Consider the following 17,074-nt stretch of genomic DNA (forward strand, 5'->3'; position numbering starts at 1 on the left):
ACAAATTTCCCTGTAGAGAAATAATCTTTTCAGGGAAATTTGTTATCTTTGTAGAACACCACACGTAAACTCAACTACGAAAAAATCAGAATCACTCATGATTGACCAGATACTCAACGAGGAGATAACCGAAAAGGCAGTCCTTGTCGGACTTATCACCGAACAGCAAAACGAGACAAAGGCAAGGGAATATCTCGACGAACTCGCCTTTCTCGCCGACACGGCGGGAGCCAAGACCGAAAAGATTTTCATGCAGAAACTCCCCTATCCCAACCCACGCACGTTTGTCGGCAAAGGCAAACTCGAAGAAATCCGTGCCTATATCGAGGACAATGACATAGGAATGGCCATTTTCGACGACGACCTAAGCTCAAAGCAGGTGCTCAACATCGAGCGCGAGCTGAAAGTAAAGATTCTTGACCGCACGAGCCTGATTCTCGACATCTTTGCCAAACGCGCCCGCACAGCCAACGCAAAGACTCAGGTGGAACTTGCACAGTATCAGTATCTCCTCCCACGACTGACACGAATGTGGACACACCTCGAACGCCAGCGAGGCGGCATCGGTATGCGCGGCCCGGGTGAAACACAGATCGAAACCGACCGCCGAATCATCCTCAACCGCATATCATGGCTTAAAGAACAGCTCCGCGACATAGACAAGCAGAAGGCCGTCCAGCGTAAAAACCGTGGCAAACTAACACGCGTGGCACTCGTCGGCTACACCAATGCCGGAAAATCCACCCTGATGAACGTGCTCAGCAAAAGCGATGTATTTGCCGAAAACAAGCTTTTTGCGACACTCGACACCACAGTGCGCAAAGTGATTATCGACAATCTCCCGTTCCTGTTAACCGACACCGTAGGGTTCATCCGCAAACTTCCCACCCATCTCGTCGACTCGTTCAAATCGACACTCGACGAGGTGCGCGAAGCAGACCTGCTCGTACATGTGGTCGACATCTCCCACCCGAATTTCGAGGAGCAGATCGAGGTTGTCGACAAGACCCTCCGCGAAGTGTGTGACGGCGCTGACAAACCGATGATAATGGTGTTCAACAAAATCGACGCGTTCACCTACACGCCTAAGGACGAAAACGACCTCACACCCGGGACTCGCGAAAATGTGTCGCTTGAAGAACTGGAACGCATGTGGATGTCGCGTCTGCCTCACGACTGTGTGTTTATCTCGGCCAAGAAAGGCACTAACATCGAAGAACTCAAACAGATGCTCTATGAACGCGCAAAAGAAATCCATCTGACCCGATTCCCTTACAATGACTTCCTTTTCCAGAAATATGACTCTGAAAACATCGATCCACAATAGATTCCGAAACCTCTGAAGTCATTTTTTGAGGTACAGAAATTCAGAAATAACAAAAATAACAGATTTTTATTCTGTCATTTGGATTCAGGCGATTTGACTGCCTGTTATTTCTCAACCGATAGGTTGGGATTGTCCAAAAGAATAAAAATCTGTTATTTTTGTTATTTCTGAATTTCTGTACCCTATCCCACTCATGAGTCGGACATGGGAAAATCAATGCAATCCGAAGGAAAGGATAAGCCACGAAGAAATAGACATGTAGATAAGCATGCCGATGATGTCGTTTGTGATGGATATAAACGGCCCTGTCGCAATAGCGGGATCTATTTTAAATTTTTCAAGAGTAAGGGGCACGAACGTTCCGAAAACCGAGGCAAACATCACCACGCAGAATATCGAGGCCGAAACGGCTATTGTCGTCACCTGATGTCCGCTGCCAAGGGTAAAGAAATTGTAGAGGAACACCAGCAGGGCGATGATACTGCCATTGAGCAATCCGACCCCGAGTTCCTTGAGAAGCTGCCTTGTCGACTTCTTGATGTCAAGCGAGCCGTTGGCAAGACCTTGGACCACGATTGCCGACGACTGTGTGCCGACATTTCCGCCCGTGCCTCCGATAAGCGGAATAAACAGAGCCAAGGCAGGATCGACCACAAACCCTCCTTCGAAGCGACCGAGAATAACAGAGTTGCAGATTCCGCCGACCATACCGATAAGAAGCCACGGCAGACGCGCTTTGGTCTGGGCAAACAGTTTGTCGTCGCTCTCCACGTCGCCCGAAAGACCTGATGCCAGCTGATAGTCGCGCTCGCTTGAGTCACGCACCTTGTCCATCACGTCGTCGACCGTTATGCGTCCCAGCAGACGGCCGATCGAGTCAACAACAGGCATCGCCACGAGGTCATATTTCTCGAAGTCAAGAGCCACATCGTCTATCGGCGTGTCGGCCTTGACGGCCACGGGGTCGGTCTCCATGACATGACGGATTTTGGAAACCGACGGATGGGTTATGAGTTTTTTGAGCGGAAGAGTGCCGCGCAGACGGTCCTCGTTGTCGACGACATAGACATAATAGACCTCGTCCATGTCCTCGGCCTGCATCCTCATCTGCTTGATGCACTCGGGCATGCTCCAGTTTTCGTTGACCACAATCATTTCCGTACCCATCAGACCGCCGGCCGTATCCTCGTCATATTTCAGAAGGTCGATGATGTCGCCGGCCTGCTCTACGTCGTCGATGTGGCTGAGAATCTTCTCGCGGTCATCCTCGTCAAGCTCCTGAATAATGTCGACCGCATCATCCGAGTCAAGGTGTTCGATCTGCTTGGCGATATCGGCCACATCCATCTTCGAGAGAAGCTTGGCTCGGTCGTCCTCGTCAAGCTCCATGAGCACATCGGCCTGCATCTCCTCGTCAAGAAGCTTGAAGAGATATTCGGCCTCATCGAGATCAAGATCCTGATAAAGCTCCGCGATGTCGGCCGGATGGAGGTCGGCAAGTTCCTCGGCAGCGGCCGAATCGGCACGGTCATGGATAATTTTACGCAGGTGTGCGAGATATTCGGGGGTGAATTCTTTCATTACCGTCGTGTGAGGAGTGAGGGCTGGAAAATTCGACTCTTATTGGCTTATCTCGACGAACCGACAAGATTTGTCAGTTCGATGAACTGTGCCACCGAAAGCTGTTCGGGGCGCAGAGAGAGAAGCGGGTCGTCCGGCAACGGCACTCCTGCCGGAAACATTCCGCGGATCGAATTGCGGATGGTCTTGCGGCGCTGCCCGAAAGCCGTCTTCACGACGGATTTGAACAGCCGTTCGTCACATCCGAGATCGGTGACGCCGTTGCGGACCATCCTTATCACGCCGCTCTTGACTTTAGGCGGCGGATTGAACACATTTTCATCTACCGTGAAAAGATATTCAACGTCATACCATGCCTGAAGCAGCACGCTCAGGATTCCACGCGCCTTTGTCCCCGGAGCGGCGGCAAAACGCTCAGCCACCTCACGCTGAAGCATTCCCGAGCAACAAACCACTTGGTCACGGTAGTCGAGCACATGGAAGAAAATCTGCGACGAGATATTGTAAGGGTAGTTTCCGATTACGCAAAACTTCTGACCGTCAGGATAAATCGCAGCCAGATCAAGGCGAAGAAAATCCGCGTCGAGTATACGTCCGGCCAATTCAGGATAGTTGTAGCGCAGATAGTCGATGCTCTCGCCGTCTATTTCAGCCACTTTCACATCATGGCCCGACGCGATGAGATATTTTGTCAGTACGCCCATTCCGGGGCCTACCTCCATCACAGGAAGACCCTTGTATGATGAAAGGGTGTCGGCAATGCGTGCGGCGATGCTCTCATCGGTCAGGAAGTGCTGGCCAAGAGCCTTTTTCGGACGCACATCACCGCCCTGAGTGGGTTTGTTATAGTTTCTTTTCATGGACTTCTGCGCGTGGAAGGGTTGATTAATCAAATGCAAAGATACAAATAAGTCGAGAGTAATGCCAAATAAATTTGGCATTACCGGGCGAAAGTATCTGAGACGAAGTCAAAAATCATGCACTGGCTCACTTCACAGCCTTACTGATGGCGGATGCTCACATCATTTTCAGAATGCTCGCTACTTACGAATCAATTTTCCTATCAGTGCGATGAATAGAGATATAGGTATGCTCCATCCCCATATACCATCATCAAAAGATTCTTTCTGAGAAAATTTCAATATGACATAAATTAAAGGTAAAATGAATAGACCGAGCCACATTAATACGGTTCCAATTTCTTTTCGCATATCAATAAAAATCTAAAGTATTTCATATAATTTTATTTTAATTCAACACAAAATCAACATTTATAATTTACAACCATTATCTATTTTTTATTTAGATAAATTTTAAATAACACATTATCTGATGAACAACGAAACAATATCAGTCGTTTTATATAGTGAACGCAGAAAAACAAGACGTTCAAAACGGTAGTCTTTGGCGATAAGGCCACAGGCTATATGACGAAGAGCAGAGCTCGAACCTCAATTCGGCTCTCTCTGCCCCCGATAGAAGGTTTCTAAACCGTAGAAACCTTAGGGAGACGGCCTAAAACCCGCTCCCGACATTATCACCCCGCCCGGCAGTGGAACCAGCGTCCCGCCGGCTTTTTTGTGGGGTGTATGTAATCAAAGTTTTGATATACCGGTCTGTATTAAAGTTTATTCACACGGCCTGTAAAGAGAACTGCGCCTGTCGATGTCTCCTCAATAATGAAAGCAAACGGACGGTCGATATGGAATTCTACCGGCTCAAAGTAAACATCGGTATCCCACGATTCATGCTTCGTGACAGCCGTAGCAACTGTCCCTTTTTCATCAACTTCAATACGGGTAAACTGTTCTGATCTCGACAGATGCACGGCCCTGTCAGACATCGCCGACAGATCGGCCTTATTGGCATCATAAACCTCCTTGATGCCCATACTTCCAAAATAACCGTCGAGATCAAAACGGGTGTCTATCGTGAATTTCGGCATTTCAAGCATACAATCTTTGACTACCCGGTTGCTTTTCCAAGCTGCCCAAGCTTCCGCATCGAGTGTCTGCAACACCTCGCCGAGCGACGAGTCCTTCGACGGGAGCAGCAGAGTCATCGCATATGCGCCGTTGCCGTAATTCATGCGGACAAGTTCATATTTCTCCGTTTTGAAATAGGGCATATATTCCTTTTTACACATAGTGGCAACATTCGAGACTGTTCCGTCGGAATTGGTGAATTCCTTGCTCACCGTATTCTCGGTTTTAAACGGCTGCTGCCACTCGCTTTTGAAATAAAGGGCGTTGAGAATGATAAATACTATATCTCCTGAGTATGGACTATTGATTACAGACGGAATCATCCCGTCGGTTTTCAACGAGCACCAGTCATTTATCTTTTTCACGGCCACGTCGGTCGTAAGGTCAACCGTCGCAACATCGGTGCGATAGAAGTCTGCCATGGAACGTGAATAGGCCGGTAGGATATTGAATCCATTGTTAAGCCACAAGGAGTTGGCACTGCGGAAAGCGGTCTTCTTGTCGGCTTTGGGCAGTTCGGACAGCAGACGTTTATTCAAGGCGTTAAGCTCTCCGACTGAATTACCGCCGAGAACCTTGGATAGCTCGTCGAGAGTTGTCCCCTGCGCGCCGTTGGCGAGCATGCTGAGTGAAAACTGCGCACTCAGAGGCGACACCATAAAATTGGCCTGCTCCGAATTGGCATCGAAATAACGCAACATATCAAAAGCAGTGCTGATCTGCGTATCGACAATAGCTATTTCACTGCCGTCCAGCACTATATCCTTACGCTCGTTATCTGCCACATCACTATCACTGCTACATGCGCTAAACATCAGGGCAAAGCCACACAATAAAGCATTACATATTTTCATTGTATATAATTTAAATGAATATCCTTTATTTTCCCATCAATCATTCTATTATAGATAATGTAGATAAGTCTATTTCATGCCTTATACATTATTTTATTACTTACACTACTAAATGGAGTAATTGATGAATTACTAAATCATTACTTATCTAATTTTTGGTAATAACCTGATAACTCATAATGCCGTAAGCTCATAGACCCGACAAGTCAACCGTCTGTGAGGTGGGTCAGCGGGCGCAGGAGCGGACGGCTTCGAGGTCGCTGAGGCCGTCGGCGGCTATGTTTCGGTTGATGCCGGCAGGACGTTTGGTGACGCGCACAAGGTCGCCACAGCGGGCCACAGTGAGAATTTCGTTGAAATCAAGAGCCTTGAACTCGTCGTAGCCTACGGGCTGCCAGTCAATGAGAAACTTCCCGGCATCCTTGACTATATTATCGAGAGCCTCGGGCTTGATCACGAGCAGGGCTCCGGCATAGGGAAGCTTTAAACCGCTGTAGGAGCTGTCGGAACGGTCGCTCTTGGCCAAATCGGCAGCGTTAATCCAATCACCGCCGGCCTGCCGCACAGCGGCTTCGATATCGGGCACGACCACCACCACATTCCAGATACCGTCGGGATTTTCCGGCTCTGTTGTCTGAGGTGCAGCAGCACGCACGGGAGCGGCTACGGCAAGTAGCATGAGCAGCGAAGCTGCAAGGAAATAGCATAAACGGTTTGAATTCATGGTGATTTTTAGTCAATTTAAGTAAAGAATCACTAAATTTATTGATTTAAAGCTCAATATGCAAGAATTAGTATCTAGCATTAACTAATATTAACAAACATTAACAATGCTTACTTTGAACTAAAAAACACCCGACCTTATAAATGAGATTATATCATATTCCCGATATTATACATTTCCAAGAGCATCAGGCACTCTTGAAGCAATCATATCGGATAGTCAACTTAATATATCAGAGCGTCAGCTAAAGCTGGCCGAGTTCCACCATCGTGGCGACGCGCTCGACTATAGCATCCTTGCGGTCGGTGTCAGGCTTGTAGGAGGTCTTGAGATTGACACCGAATATACGTCCGAATGTCTGCCAGAACCCGGCACGGAATGAGCCGAGGAAGGCTTTCAGGATATTATAACTCGACTGGTTGGTCTCGCGGTTGATTAGCTTGACAAGCATCTGTGCCTGTGACTTCGTAAATTTCTTAAGAGCCGGCTTATACTGTTCGAAAACCGCCCCCTCCATCTTTTTCAGATGTTCCTCCCGCTCCTTCTGGGTCGGAAATGTCTCTATGTACTCATAGGTTTCGATAAGCGTCTCGCAGATGAGTTTGGCATATGGAAGAGTCTTCTTTACATCGCGGACCGTCTTCCAGTAGAATTCCTCTTCCTTTTTGTTTTTGAACTTCAGCGGCGGATAGACTGTCACATCGGCAAGCACGAGCATCAGAGTATTTTCGCCGTCCTCGCCGTCAAAAAAGTAATAGCCCTGCAACGGTTTCACACGGCCGCTGCCGACCTTTATGGGGTCATCGGCCACGGTAACATCCGCGTCGGGCGACATGACAGGGCTGCTGTATGCGCAGAGCGCACACAGAGCCGTCATGATAATTGATATGAAGATTCTATTGAGTTGTGTCATACATTATTATAACACCCGAAACCGGTGTTTTATTGTAACGCCGTCCTAATCTATGGTCTCAGGCCCGTGTGGGACGGGAGGATAGTCGACTGTGTAGTGGAGACCACGTGACTCCTTGCGTTCCTTAGCCTGACGCATGATCAGGTAACCGACATTAATGATGTTGCGCAGCTCGCAGATTTCACGCGATGCCTTCGATTGCTTGAAAAGCTTCTCGGTCTCCTCATAAAGAATGTCGAGGCGATTCCATGCACGGTCAAGGCGAAGATCGGAGCGCACGATGCCCACATACGTACCCATAATCTGGTTGACTTCCTTGATGCTCTGGGTAATAAGCACCATTTCCTCAGTGTGGCGGGTGCCTTCGTCATTCCATTCGGGGACATCGGCGCGGAAATCATAGTGCGAGGCATTGGCAACGGCATGTTTCGCGGCCGCGTCGGCATAGACAACAGCCTCTATCAGCGAATTGGATGCCAGACGGTTGCCGCCGTGGAGACCTGTGCACGAGCATTCACCAACAGCATAGAGCCGATGTATCGACGACTCAGCGTTTCCGTCGACCTTGATGCCTCCGCAGAGGTAGTGGGCCGCAGGTGCTACAGGAATGTAGTCCTTGGTGATGTCAATGCCGAGCGACAGACATTTGGCATAGATGTTCGGGAAATGCTTGCGTGTCTCCTCAGGATCTTTGTGTGTCACGTCGAGATACACGTGGTCGTCGCCTGTAAGTTTCATTTCCGAGTCAATAGCACGGGCAACGATGTCGCGTGGCGCGAGCGACAGGCGCGGGTCATATTTGTGCATGAACTCCTCGCCCTTGAGGTTGCGGAGCACAGCGCCGTAGCCGCGCATGGCCTCTGTAATCAGGAAGCTCGGTCGGTCGCCGGGATGATAGAGCGCGGTCGGGTGGAACTGTATGAATTCCATATCCTTAACCGTTCCCTTGGCACGGTAGACCATCGCGATTCCGTCGCCTGTCGCCACAAGCGGATTGGTCGTTGTCTGATAGACTGCCCCGACACCTCCGGTGGCTATGAGTGTGATGCGCGATAGGAATGTATCGACCACGCCGGTGGCGGTGTCGAGCACGTATGCCCCGTAGCAGGTTATATCGGGGGTGCGGCGGGTCACGATCTTGCCCAGATGATGCTGGGTTATTATCTCGATTGCAAAATGATGTTCGAAAATATCGATGTTTTCATTTGCTCTGACAGCCTCGATGAGCGATTCCTGAATTTCGAAGCCGGTGTTGTCGGCATGGTGGAGGATACGGAATTCCGAATGGCCGCCCTCGCGGTGAAGATCAAAAGTTCCGTCGGCCTTCTTGTCGAACTCGACACCCCAATCTATCAGCTCGCGTATCTGCGCAGGAGCTTCGGTCACCACCTTGCGGACGGCCTCGGGGTCGCTGAGCCAGTCGCCGGCAATCATGGTGTCGTTGATATGTTTTTCGAAGTCGTCAACTTCGAGATTTGTGACAGAGGCCACGCCTCCCTGAGCGAGAGCCGTGTTGGCTTCGTCAAGAGTGGTCTTGCAGATGAGTGCCACGCGCCCTTTCGACGCTACTTTCAAGGCAAAGCTCATGCCTGCTATGCCTGAACCGATTACGAGATAGTCATACTTTCGTGTCATGATGCCTTTCGAAATATGAGAGGAGGGTGAGGATTGGTTTCTTATGGAATTGAGATTATGTTTATGAGTGTAGAGCAGCGGAGACGTGTCATTTGATGATGGCAAGACCGCCTTGGGCCGTTTCTTTGTAGATTGACGGAAGGTCGTGGCCGGTCTGCTTCATTACCTCGACGATACGATCGAACGACACAGAGTGACGTCCGTCGGAGAACGAGGCATAGAGGTTGCTGTCAAGCGCACGGGCCGCGGCATAGGCGTTTCGTTCAATACAGGGAATCTGCACAAGTCCGCAGACAGGGTCGCAGGTGAGTCCGAGATGGTGTTCGAGACCCATTTCAGCAGAATATTCAATCTGTGCGGGCGTACCTCCGAAAAGCTGGCTCGCAGCAGCGGCGGCCATTGCGCATGCCACGCCGACCTCTCCCTGACAACCGACCTCCGCACCGGAGACCGAGGCATTATGCTTGACGACACTGCCGAAAAGTCCGGCTGTCGCAAGCGCACGGAGTATGCGTTTGTCGGAAAAGCCCTTTGAAGTCGAGAGATGATAGAGAACTGCCGGGAGCACTCCGCACGACCCGCAGGTCGGAGCGGTCACAATCCGGCCGCCCGATGCGTTCTCCTCACTGACGGCAAGAGCATAGGCATAGACAAGCCCGCGCGAACGAAGGCTGTCGTTGTGGCCGGAGGCATGGAGATAGTAGCTGACGGCCTTGCGGCGCACGCCAAGCCCTCCGGGGAGCACCCCTTCGGCATCGATTCCGCGCTCGACCGCCTCTTTCATCACTTTCCAGACTTCCGCCAGATAGTCCCACACGTCGGGGTCGTCATATTCCCGACATATTCCCAGAAACTCTTGCCCGACTTATCGGCCCAAGCAAGAATATCGGCTATCTTGCTAAGAGGATAGACATCGCGCACCTGCGGACGGTCCTCGCCCTCGTTCACGATGTCACCTCCGCCGATCGAATAGACCGTACGGCGGTCAGTCTCGTGCCCTTCGCTGTCAAACGCGGCAAAAGTCATCCCGTTGGGGTGGAACGGCAAAAATATGTCGGGTTGCCAGAGTATGGTGGTCGGAGCAATCTTCTCAAGCTCGCCAAGTATCGCCACATCAGTCATGTGACCCTTTCCGGTGCCCGCAAGAGCGCCGTAAAGGGTCACAGTAAACGATGCGGCATCCCGGTGAAGGGAGCCAAACTCCTGAGCGGCCTTCAGAGGCCCCATCGTGTGAGAACTCGACGGGCCGTGGCCAATCTTATAGAGTCGTTTGATTGATTCCATCAATAATTTTTGAAAATCATCAGTCGATGAGGACGTGGCCGGTCATCTCCTTGGGCTGCGGAAGGCCCATAATCTTAAGCATGGTGGGAGCCACGTCTGCCAGCTTGCCGTCCTCGACCTTGGCGTCCTTGCGTTCTGTCACATAGATACAGGGCACAGGGTTGAGCGAGTGGGCGGTGTTGGGAGTGCCGTCGGCGTTGACCGCATTGTCGGCGTTGCCGTGGTCAGCGATGATGATGACTTCATAGCCGGCTTCCTTGGCTGCCTCAACAGTGTCCTTGACACACTCGTCGACTGCCTTCACGGCCTTGCAGATTGCATCGTAGACACCGGTGTGACCCACCATGTCGCCGTTTGCATAGTTCACGACAATGAAGTCATATTTTTCCTCCTTGATGGCCTCGACGAGTTTGTCCTTGACCTCATAGGCACTCATTTCGGGCTTGAGGTCGTAAGTGGCAACCTTCGGAGAAGCTACAAGTATGCGCTCCTCGCCCTCGTAAGGCTCTTCGCGTCCGCCGTTAAAGAAGAATGTCACATGGGCATACTTCTCGGTCTCGGCGATGTGGAGCTGCTTCTTGTCGAGGCTCGACAGATATTCGCCAAGAGTGTTTTCGACATTCTCTTTCGGGAAGAGGATGTGTACGCCGGTAAACGAAGCGTCGTAGGGAGTCATGCAGTAATACTGGAGTCCGGGGACAACCTTCATGTCGGCTTCGGGGATGTCGTGCTGGGTGAGGGCTACGGTGAGCTCCTTGGCGCGGTCGTTGCGGTAATTGAAGAAAATCACTGCGTCGCCTTCCTTGATAGTTCCGTCGACAGTCGAGTTGTTGATAGGCTTGATGAACTCGTCGGTCACGTCGTCATTGTAGCTCTCCTGCACGGCTTCGGCCATATCGGCAGCCTGCTTGCCTTCGCCTTTCACGAGAAGATCATAGGCCACTTTGACGCGCTCCCAGCGTTTGTCGCGGTCCATTGCATAGTAGCGGCCGATAATCGAAGCGATTTTTCCGGCCGACTTGGCACAGTGGTCTTCGAGAGCCTCGATAAAGCCCTTGCCGCTGCGGGGGTCGGTGTCACGACCGTCCATGAAGCAGTGGATATAGACTTTTTCAAGACCGTAGTGCTTCGCGATGTCGCAGAGCGCATAGAGATGGTCGAGCGACGAGTGAACGCCACCGTCGCTGGTAAGTCCCATAAAATGGATGGCCTTGCCGTTGTCGCGGGCATAGGTGAACGCATCTACGATTTCAGGGTTGGTGAGGATCGAGCCGTCCTTGCATGCCTTGTTGATTTTCACAAGGTCCTGATAGACCACGCGACCGGCACCTATATTGAGGTGTCCCACTTCCGAGTTGCCCATCTGGCCGTCGGGAAGACCGACGTTTTCACCTGAAGCCTGAAGCTCGCTGTGGGGATATGTGTTTACGAGATAGTCCCAATAGGGGGTCGGAGTAGAGAAAATCGCGTCGCTCTTTGAGTGATTGCCGATTCCCCATCCGTCGAGAATCATTAACAATGCTTTCTTTGCCATGATGTTATAGAAATTGTATGGTTATTTTTCAAGAGTGCAAATTTACAAATATTTTATTAGAAACAGCTAAGGATAGCGCGATAAATGAGGCTACCGCCTCTGTCTGTCAGATTTTTTGCAAGGTCTTGACCTGCGTGACGCTCAATGGGATTTCACGGGTGTAGTGTGTCACGAATATCAGCGACATTCCGTTGCGGCTGACAAGGAGGTCGATGAGACGGCGGACACGCTCCTTGTGAGCGGCATCAAGCCCGTGGAGTGGCTCATCAAGAATCAGTAGCGACGGCTGTTTGATGAATGCCCGGGCCAGAAGCACGAGACGCTGTTCGCCGGACGAAAGCTCCTGAAACCGGCGGTCGGCGATGTGGCCTATGTCGAGAAGCCTCAGCCATGTGCGCGCCTCGTCAAGCTCATCGGATGTGGGCTTGCGGAACTGCGAGAGAGAGTTGCGAAGTCCTCCCGCCACAATTTCCTCAACCGGCAGAGCCGAACGGAAATACAGCTGCATCTCGGGACAGACATAACCTATGCGATCCTTTATCTCCCAGATGCTTTCACCCGACCCGCGACGTCGGTCAAAGAGAGTGATACGGTTGGCATAAGCCTGCGGATTGTCCGCGCAGACAAGGCTAAGTAGCAACGATTTACCTGAACCGTTAGCCCCTGTGAGCGCCCACCTCTGTCCGGCACAGACCTTCCAGTCAATCCCTTCAAGGACTGATTTGCCACCGTAGCGCACGTGACCGTCCTCAATAGCGAAAGCCACCTCAAACTCTCCTGCGCTTCCCTTCTGAGCCGGAAGATCCTGAAGAGTCATTTCAGGCACTGACGGCAATGGCCGCGAGCGGAGCGCATCAATGGCTTCGGGACTTGTCTCGGGGGCTGAGACCTCATTGCCGGATATGGCGATAACCGAATCCGTATAGGAAGGAATGTCGGCAGGGTCACACAACAGGAGCACAATGCCGACACCTCCCTCTGCTATGCCCTTAATCGCCTTGTCAAGCTCGGAGCGCGAAAGCTCGTCGAGACCGATATAGGGATTGTCAAGAATCAGAAGGTCAGGCACTTCAAGGAGCGCGTTTATTATCAACAGCTTACGCAATTCACCGCTCGACAGATAGTTGATGCGTTTCCCGACGACATCGCGAAGGGCGAAGGCATTGCATAGCTCCGTCCATTTTTCGGAAACAGCTTTATCGCCAAGTATCTCGCCGACAGTCGGCACGAGGTCATTGACCGTAGCCTCAAAGCGCTGGTCGTAGCGGGTCACTTCGATGCCCGTAAGTGAATGGATATCGGTGAAAGCAAGCATCTTCACCTTCATGTCGGGACGGCAGAACCGCAGACGGTTACCGTAGGCATAACGCCCCTTTTCGATAACAAGTCCGAGAGTCGATTTTCCCGCACCATTCGGTCCGAGAACCACAGTGACACCCTCCGGGATATAAGACCCATGCGGATTGGCAAGCACCACATTGCCGTAGCCGAGCCTCCGGCTGTCGAAACTGACGATAAACTTCGTACTATCCATAGCTATTTTAATTAATCAAGCTGTTGACCTAAAAATATGTTTTTACAGCCACAAAATTACAAAATCGGCCAAAAGCCCACCTCATTTTTATTTGACTATATTATGTTTTAATGATATTTTTTGTATTTTTGCCGAAAGTCTCCCCCTCTCCTGCGACAACAAACCAATCACGAAAATAACCGATACCTGAAAAAAGTAACTTTACAAGCAAAATTTCATCCCTATGTTTAAAGACCAACCTAAAGGCCTTATTCCAGCCGCCCTCAGCAATATGGGCGAACGCTTCGGCTACTACATCATGAACGCCGTGCTGGTGCTGTTTCTATGTTCGAAATTCGGACTCAGCGAAGAGACGAGTACCCTTATCTATTCCTTCTTCTATGCCGGCATCTACCTGCTCAGCCTTGTCGGAGGTGTGATTGCCGACCGTACACAAAACTACAAGGGCACAATCATCAGCGGTCTCATCGTGATGTGTTCAGGCTATCTCCTCCTGTCAATTCCCATCCTCTCCACAAGCGAGAATATCTCATGGCTCCTGCCGATGACCTGTTTCGCCCTCTTCCTGATCGCATTCGGCAACGGTCTCTTCAAAGGCAACCTGCAGGCAATCGTAGGCCAGCTCTACGACAATCCGAAGTATGCCTCCAAGCGCGACTCCGGATTCCAGATTTTCTATGTGTTCATCAACGTCGGCGGTCTCATCGCCCCCTTTGTCGCCCCCATGCTCCGCAGCTGGTGGCTCGGTGTCCACAATCTCGCCTACAATGCCAAACTCCCCGCGCTCTGCCATGAATATCTGAGCGTGACCGACAACATGTCGACCGAAAACATCAACAACCTCTACTCGCTCATCACAGCCACCGGCGGAAATGCGGCCGGCGACATTCAGGCATTCTGCAGCCAGTATCTTGAAGTGTTCAACACCGGTGTCCACTATTCGTTCATCGCATCGGTAGCGGCAATGGTGCTCTCGCTCGCCATATTCCTCATCTACAAGAAGGGTCTTCCCAACCCGTCGGCCAAAGCCAAGACCACTTCTGTCAGCATCTCTGACGAGGAACGCCGTGCAATGGCCAAGGAGATCAAACAGCGCATGATGGCCCTCTTCGCAGTGCTCGGCGTGGTTATCTTCTTCTGGTTCTCGTTCCATCAGAACGGCACCTCGCTCTCGCTCTTCGCACGCGATTTCGTCGACACATCCACTATCGCACCTGAAATCTGGCAGGCTGTCAATCCGTTCTTCGTGATTGTCCTCACACCGGTTGTCATGGCCCTCTTCGCCATGCTCAGCCGCCGTGGCATCGAAATCTCCACCCCCAAGAAGATTGCCATCGGTATGGGACTCGCAGGTCTCGCCTTCCTTTTCCTCGCCATCTTCTCGGCTGTTTCAGGTTATCCCTCGGCTACTGAATTCCGTGCAATGCCCGTCGGAGAGACCGCCGGTATGCTTGCCGGTCCGTGGGTGCTCATCCTCCTCTATTTCTTCCTGACAGTCGCCGAACTTTTCATCTCACCCCTCGGGCTTTCATTCGTGTCGAAAGTTGCCCCCGGCCACATGCAGGGTCTCTGCCAAGGTCTATGGCTGGGAGCTACAGCGCTCGGAAACCTCCTGCTCTGGATCGGCCCGCTCATGTATAACGCATGGCCCTTGTGGATGTGCTGGAGCGTATTCCTTGCCGTCTGCATCGTATCTATGGGCGTAATGTTCGGCATGGTCAACTGGCTCGAACGAGTGACCAAGGCATAAATTCAAGCATAATTTAAGTACATAAAGGATAAAGCATTTGGTGCTGATACGACCATTTCAGACCAAATACTTTATCCTTTATCAATACCCACTGCAAACTTAATCCTTCGCACTTAAAACCTCGTACTTTGCACTCAATACTTCGTGCTTAATACTTTGTACTCAATACTTTGTACTTCGTACTTAATACTTCGCACTTATGTTCAACAACCAACCAAAAGGCTTATACGTGCTCGCGCTTGCCAACACCGGCGAGCGTTTCGGCTACTATACCATGCTTGCAATCTTCCTGCTGTTCCTGCAGGCAAAATTCGGGCTCGACTCCACCGTATCCGGCCAGATTTACGCAGGCTTTCTCGCTCTTGTCTACTTCATGCCCCTTATCGGCGGATGGGTCGCAGACAAGTGGAGCTTTTCAAAATGTGTAGTCACAGGACTTGCAGTCATGTTTGTCGGCTACCTCATCATGTCGATTCCAACCGATATCCGAAGCACCTCGTCACTCATAATCCTGATATTCGCACTTCTGCTCATTTCCTGCGGTACGGGTCTGTTCAAAGGCAACCTTCAGGTGATGGTCGGCGACCTCTACAACGAAGCCCGCTATAGCGGACAGCGCGATGCCGCATTCTCGCTTTTCTACATGGCAATAAACATAGGTTCTATGTTCGCGCCCATGACTGCGACTGCCATGTGTAATCTTGCACTGAACGGCAAGGGCCTCACTTATGTGTCCTCACTTCCTGCTCTCTGCAACAATTATCTTGACGGACACGAAAACGCAGCCGAACTGATTGCCACCGCCTCTGAAAACGGCATGAATCCCGGAACAGACATAGCAGCATTCGCAAACGACTATATCACAACACTCTCGACCGGCTACAGCTATGCTTTCGCGATAGCCTGCGGTTCGCTCATCGTCAGCTTCCTGATCTATTTCCTCGGCCGTAGCACATACGCCCACATACTGACCGACAAGAAACAGGCTGTTTCGGCCAAAACCGTTACCAATTCCGGTCCGGAGCTGACTCCCGCACAGACCAAGCAGCGCGTCGTTGCGCTTTTGCTCGTCTTTGCCGTGGTGATTTTCTTCTGGATGGTATTCCACCAGAACGGCGCGACACTCACCGAATTTGCCAAGAGCTGCACCTCGCCTCAAGCCGAAGGATGGACCCGTATCGGATTCAATGTCTGGGCATTGTCGAGCATCGCCATCGGCGTCTATGCGCTCTTCAACCTTTTCCAGTCGAAAGGCACTCTCAGCCGTGTGATTTCAATCGTCATCATCGCACTCGTGGCCGTAGCGCTCAACTATTTCTACTCCCACACCGACAATCCCCTCACCGGCATACAGCCTCAGGAATACCAGCAGTTCAACCCCTTCTATGTCGTGGCGCTCACTCCATTCTCGCTTGCCATTTTCGGCTGGCTTGCCAAACGCGGCAAAGAGCCGTCGGCACCACGCAAAATCGGCTATGGCATGATTATGGCAGCCGTAGCCTACGGTCTCATGCTCATAGGCTCGCTGTCAATCGTCGGGACAACCGCCACAGTGTCGCCCAACTGGCTTATCTCGACCTACCTTCTCCTGACCTTCGCCGAACTTCTGCTTTCGCCGATGGGTATAAGCTTTGTCAGCAAGGTCGCACCCCCGAAGCTCAAAGGCTCGATGATGGGCGGATGGTTCGCAGCCACAGCCGTAGGCAACTATCTCGTGTCTATTCCGATGGTGCTTTGGGGTAAAATCCCTGTCTATGTCCTCTGGGGCATCCTCGTGGCCATCTGCCTCGTCTCGGCTGTGTTTATTTTCTCAATCATGAGGAAACTCGAAGCCGCTACCGCCGATACCCCGCTCCCGCTGACACCGACCCCCTCGAAACCGTCGGGGACGAAGCCATCTGATACATGGCCGGCCCTATTTGCCTAAAGAACCACACTGGCAAATACCTCATA

Annotated in this window: 11 protein-coding genes and 1 pseudogene; 3 read left to right on the forward strand and 9 right to left on the reverse strand. The window is 51.4% G+C overall.

Annotated elements, in window-relative coordinates:
• Positions 1-97 precede the first annotated feature (97 nt).
• Positions 98-1,327: a GTPase HflX gene (gene hflX, locus E7747_RS04090; protein ID WP_136414281.1), complete on the forward strand. Its 1,230-nt coding sequence runs from the start codon at positions 98-100 to the stop codon at positions 1,325-1,327.
• Between the two features lie 213 nt (positions 1,328-1,540).
• On the opposite strand, the gene mgtE is transcribed toward hflX, so the two are convergent.
• The 9 genes and pseudogenes from mgtE to E7747_RS04135 form a co-directional block, all read right to left on the reverse strand.
• Positions 1,541-2,908, reverse strand: coding sequence for a magnesium transporter (gene mgtE, locus E7747_RS04095; RefSeq protein WP_123615602.1), 1,368 nt, complete (start codon positions 2,906-2,908; stop codon positions 1,541-1,543).
• Positions 2,909-2,955: 47 nt separating this feature from the next.
• Complete coding sequence (gene rsmA, locus E7747_RS04100; RefSeq protein ID WP_136414283.1) at positions 2,956-3,768, reverse strand: 16S rRNA (adenine(1518)-N(6)/adenine(1519)-N(6))-dimethyltransferase RsmA; 813 nt, start codon at positions 3,766-3,768, stop codon at positions 2,956-2,958.
• 761 nt (positions 3,769-4,529) lie between these two features.
• Complete coding sequence (locus tag E7747_RS04105; protein WP_228449251.1) at positions 4,530-5,678, reverse strand: serpin family protein; 1,149 nt, start codon at positions 5,676-5,678, stop codon at positions 4,530-4,532.
• A 295-nt stretch (positions 5,679-5,973) separates the two neighbouring features.
• Positions 5,974-6,471: a hypothetical protein gene (locus E7747_RS04110; protein WP_136414287.1), complete on the reverse strand. Its 498-nt coding sequence runs from the start codon at positions 6,469-6,471 to the stop codon at positions 5,974-5,976.
• 244 nt (positions 6,472-6,715) lie between these two features.
• Positions 6,716-7,384 (reverse strand): DUF4294 domain-containing protein, encoded by a 669-nt coding sequence (locus tag E7747_RS04115; RefSeq protein WP_228449252.1) that lies wholly within the window; start codon positions 7,382-7,384, stop codon positions 6,716-6,718.
• Positions 7,385-7,429: 45 nt separating this feature from the next.
• The gene (gene nadB, locus E7747_RS04120; RefSeq protein ID WP_136414289.1) at positions 7,430-9,019 is read right to left on the reverse strand and encodes an L-aspartate oxidase; all 1,590 of its coding nucleotides are present in this window, start codon (positions 9,017-9,019) and stop codon (positions 7,430-7,432) included.
• An 88-nt stretch (positions 9,020-9,107) separates the two neighbouring features.
• Positions 9,108-10,303 (reverse strand): annotated as a pseudogene (locus E7747_RS04125) (L-serine ammonia-lyase).
• Between the two features lie 19 nt (positions 10,304-10,322).
• On the reverse strand, positions 10,323-11,837 hold the full coding sequence (gpmI, locus tag E7747_RS04130) for a 2,3-bisphosphoglycerate-independent phosphoglycerate mutase (RefSeq protein WP_136414291.1): 1,515 nt from the start codon (positions 11,835-11,837) through the stop codon (positions 10,323-10,325).
• Positions 11,838-11,943: 106 nt separating this feature from the next.
• Positions 11,944-13,371, reverse strand: coding sequence for an ATP-binding cassette domain-containing protein (locus E7747_RS04135; RefSeq protein WP_136414293.1), 1,428 nt, complete (start codon positions 13,369-13,371; stop codon positions 11,944-11,946).
• A gap of 223 nt (positions 13,372-13,594) precedes the next feature.
• Here E7747_RS04135 and E7747_RS04140 point away from each other — a divergent pair, with 223 nt between their 5' ends.
• Positions 13,595-15,121, forward strand: coding sequence for a peptide MFS transporter (locus tag E7747_RS04140; RefSeq protein WP_123615640.1), 1,527 nt, complete (start codon positions 13,595-13,597; stop codon positions 15,119-15,121).
• A gap of 199 nt (positions 15,122-15,320) precedes the next feature.
• A complete protein-coding gene (locus E7747_RS04145) occupies positions 15,321-17,048 on the forward strand; it encodes a peptide MFS transporter (protein ID WP_136414295.1) in 1,728 nt (575 codons plus the stop codon).
• The last annotated feature ends 26 nt before the right edge of the window (positions 17,049-17,074 follow it).

It is taken from the genome of Duncaniella dubosii (assembly GCF_004803915.1).
Classification (GTDB): domain Bacteria; phylum Bacteroidota; class Bacteroidia; order Bacteroidales; family Muribaculaceae; genus Duncaniella; species Duncaniella dubosii.

Bases quoted from the DNA above. Each gene is read 5' to 3' on its own strand.
- hflX (WP_136414281.1), top strand. From the start codon at position 98: ATGATTGACCAGATACTCAACGAGGAGATAACCGAAAAGGCAGTCCTT.
- mgtE (WP_123615602.1), bottom strand. From the start codon at position 2,908: ATGAAAGAATTCACCCCCGAATATCTCGCACACCTGCGTAAAATTATC.
- rsmA (WP_136414283.1), bottom strand. From the start codon at position 3,768: ATGAAAAGAAACTATAACAAACCCACTCAGGGCGGTGATGTGCGTCCG.
- E7747_RS04110 (WP_136414287.1), bottom strand. From the start codon at position 6,471: ATGAATTCAAACCGTTTATGCTATTTCCTTGCAGCTTCGCTGCTCATG.
- E7747_RS04115 (WP_228449252.1), bottom strand. From the start codon at position 7,384: ATGACACAACTCAATAGAATCTTCATATCAATTATCATGACGGCTCTG.
- nadB (WP_136414289.1), bottom strand. From the start codon at position 9,019: ATGACACGAAAGTATGACTATCTCGTAATCGGTTCAGGCATAGCAGGC.
- gpmI (WP_136414291.1), bottom strand. From the start codon at position 11,837: ATGGCAAAGAAAGCATTGTTAATGATTCTCGACGGATGGGGAATCGGC.
- E7747_RS04135 (WP_136414293.1), bottom strand. From the start codon at position 13,371: ATGGATAGTACGAAGTTTATCGTCAGTTTCGACAGCCGGAGGCTCGGC.
- E7747_RS04140 (WP_123615640.1), top strand. From the start codon at position 13,595: ATGTTTAAAGACCAACCTAAAGGCCTTATTCCAGCCGCCCTCAGCAAT.
- E7747_RS04145 (WP_136414295.1), top strand. From the start codon at position 15,321: ATGTTCAACAACCAACCAAAAGGCTTATACGTGCTCGCGCTTGCCAAC.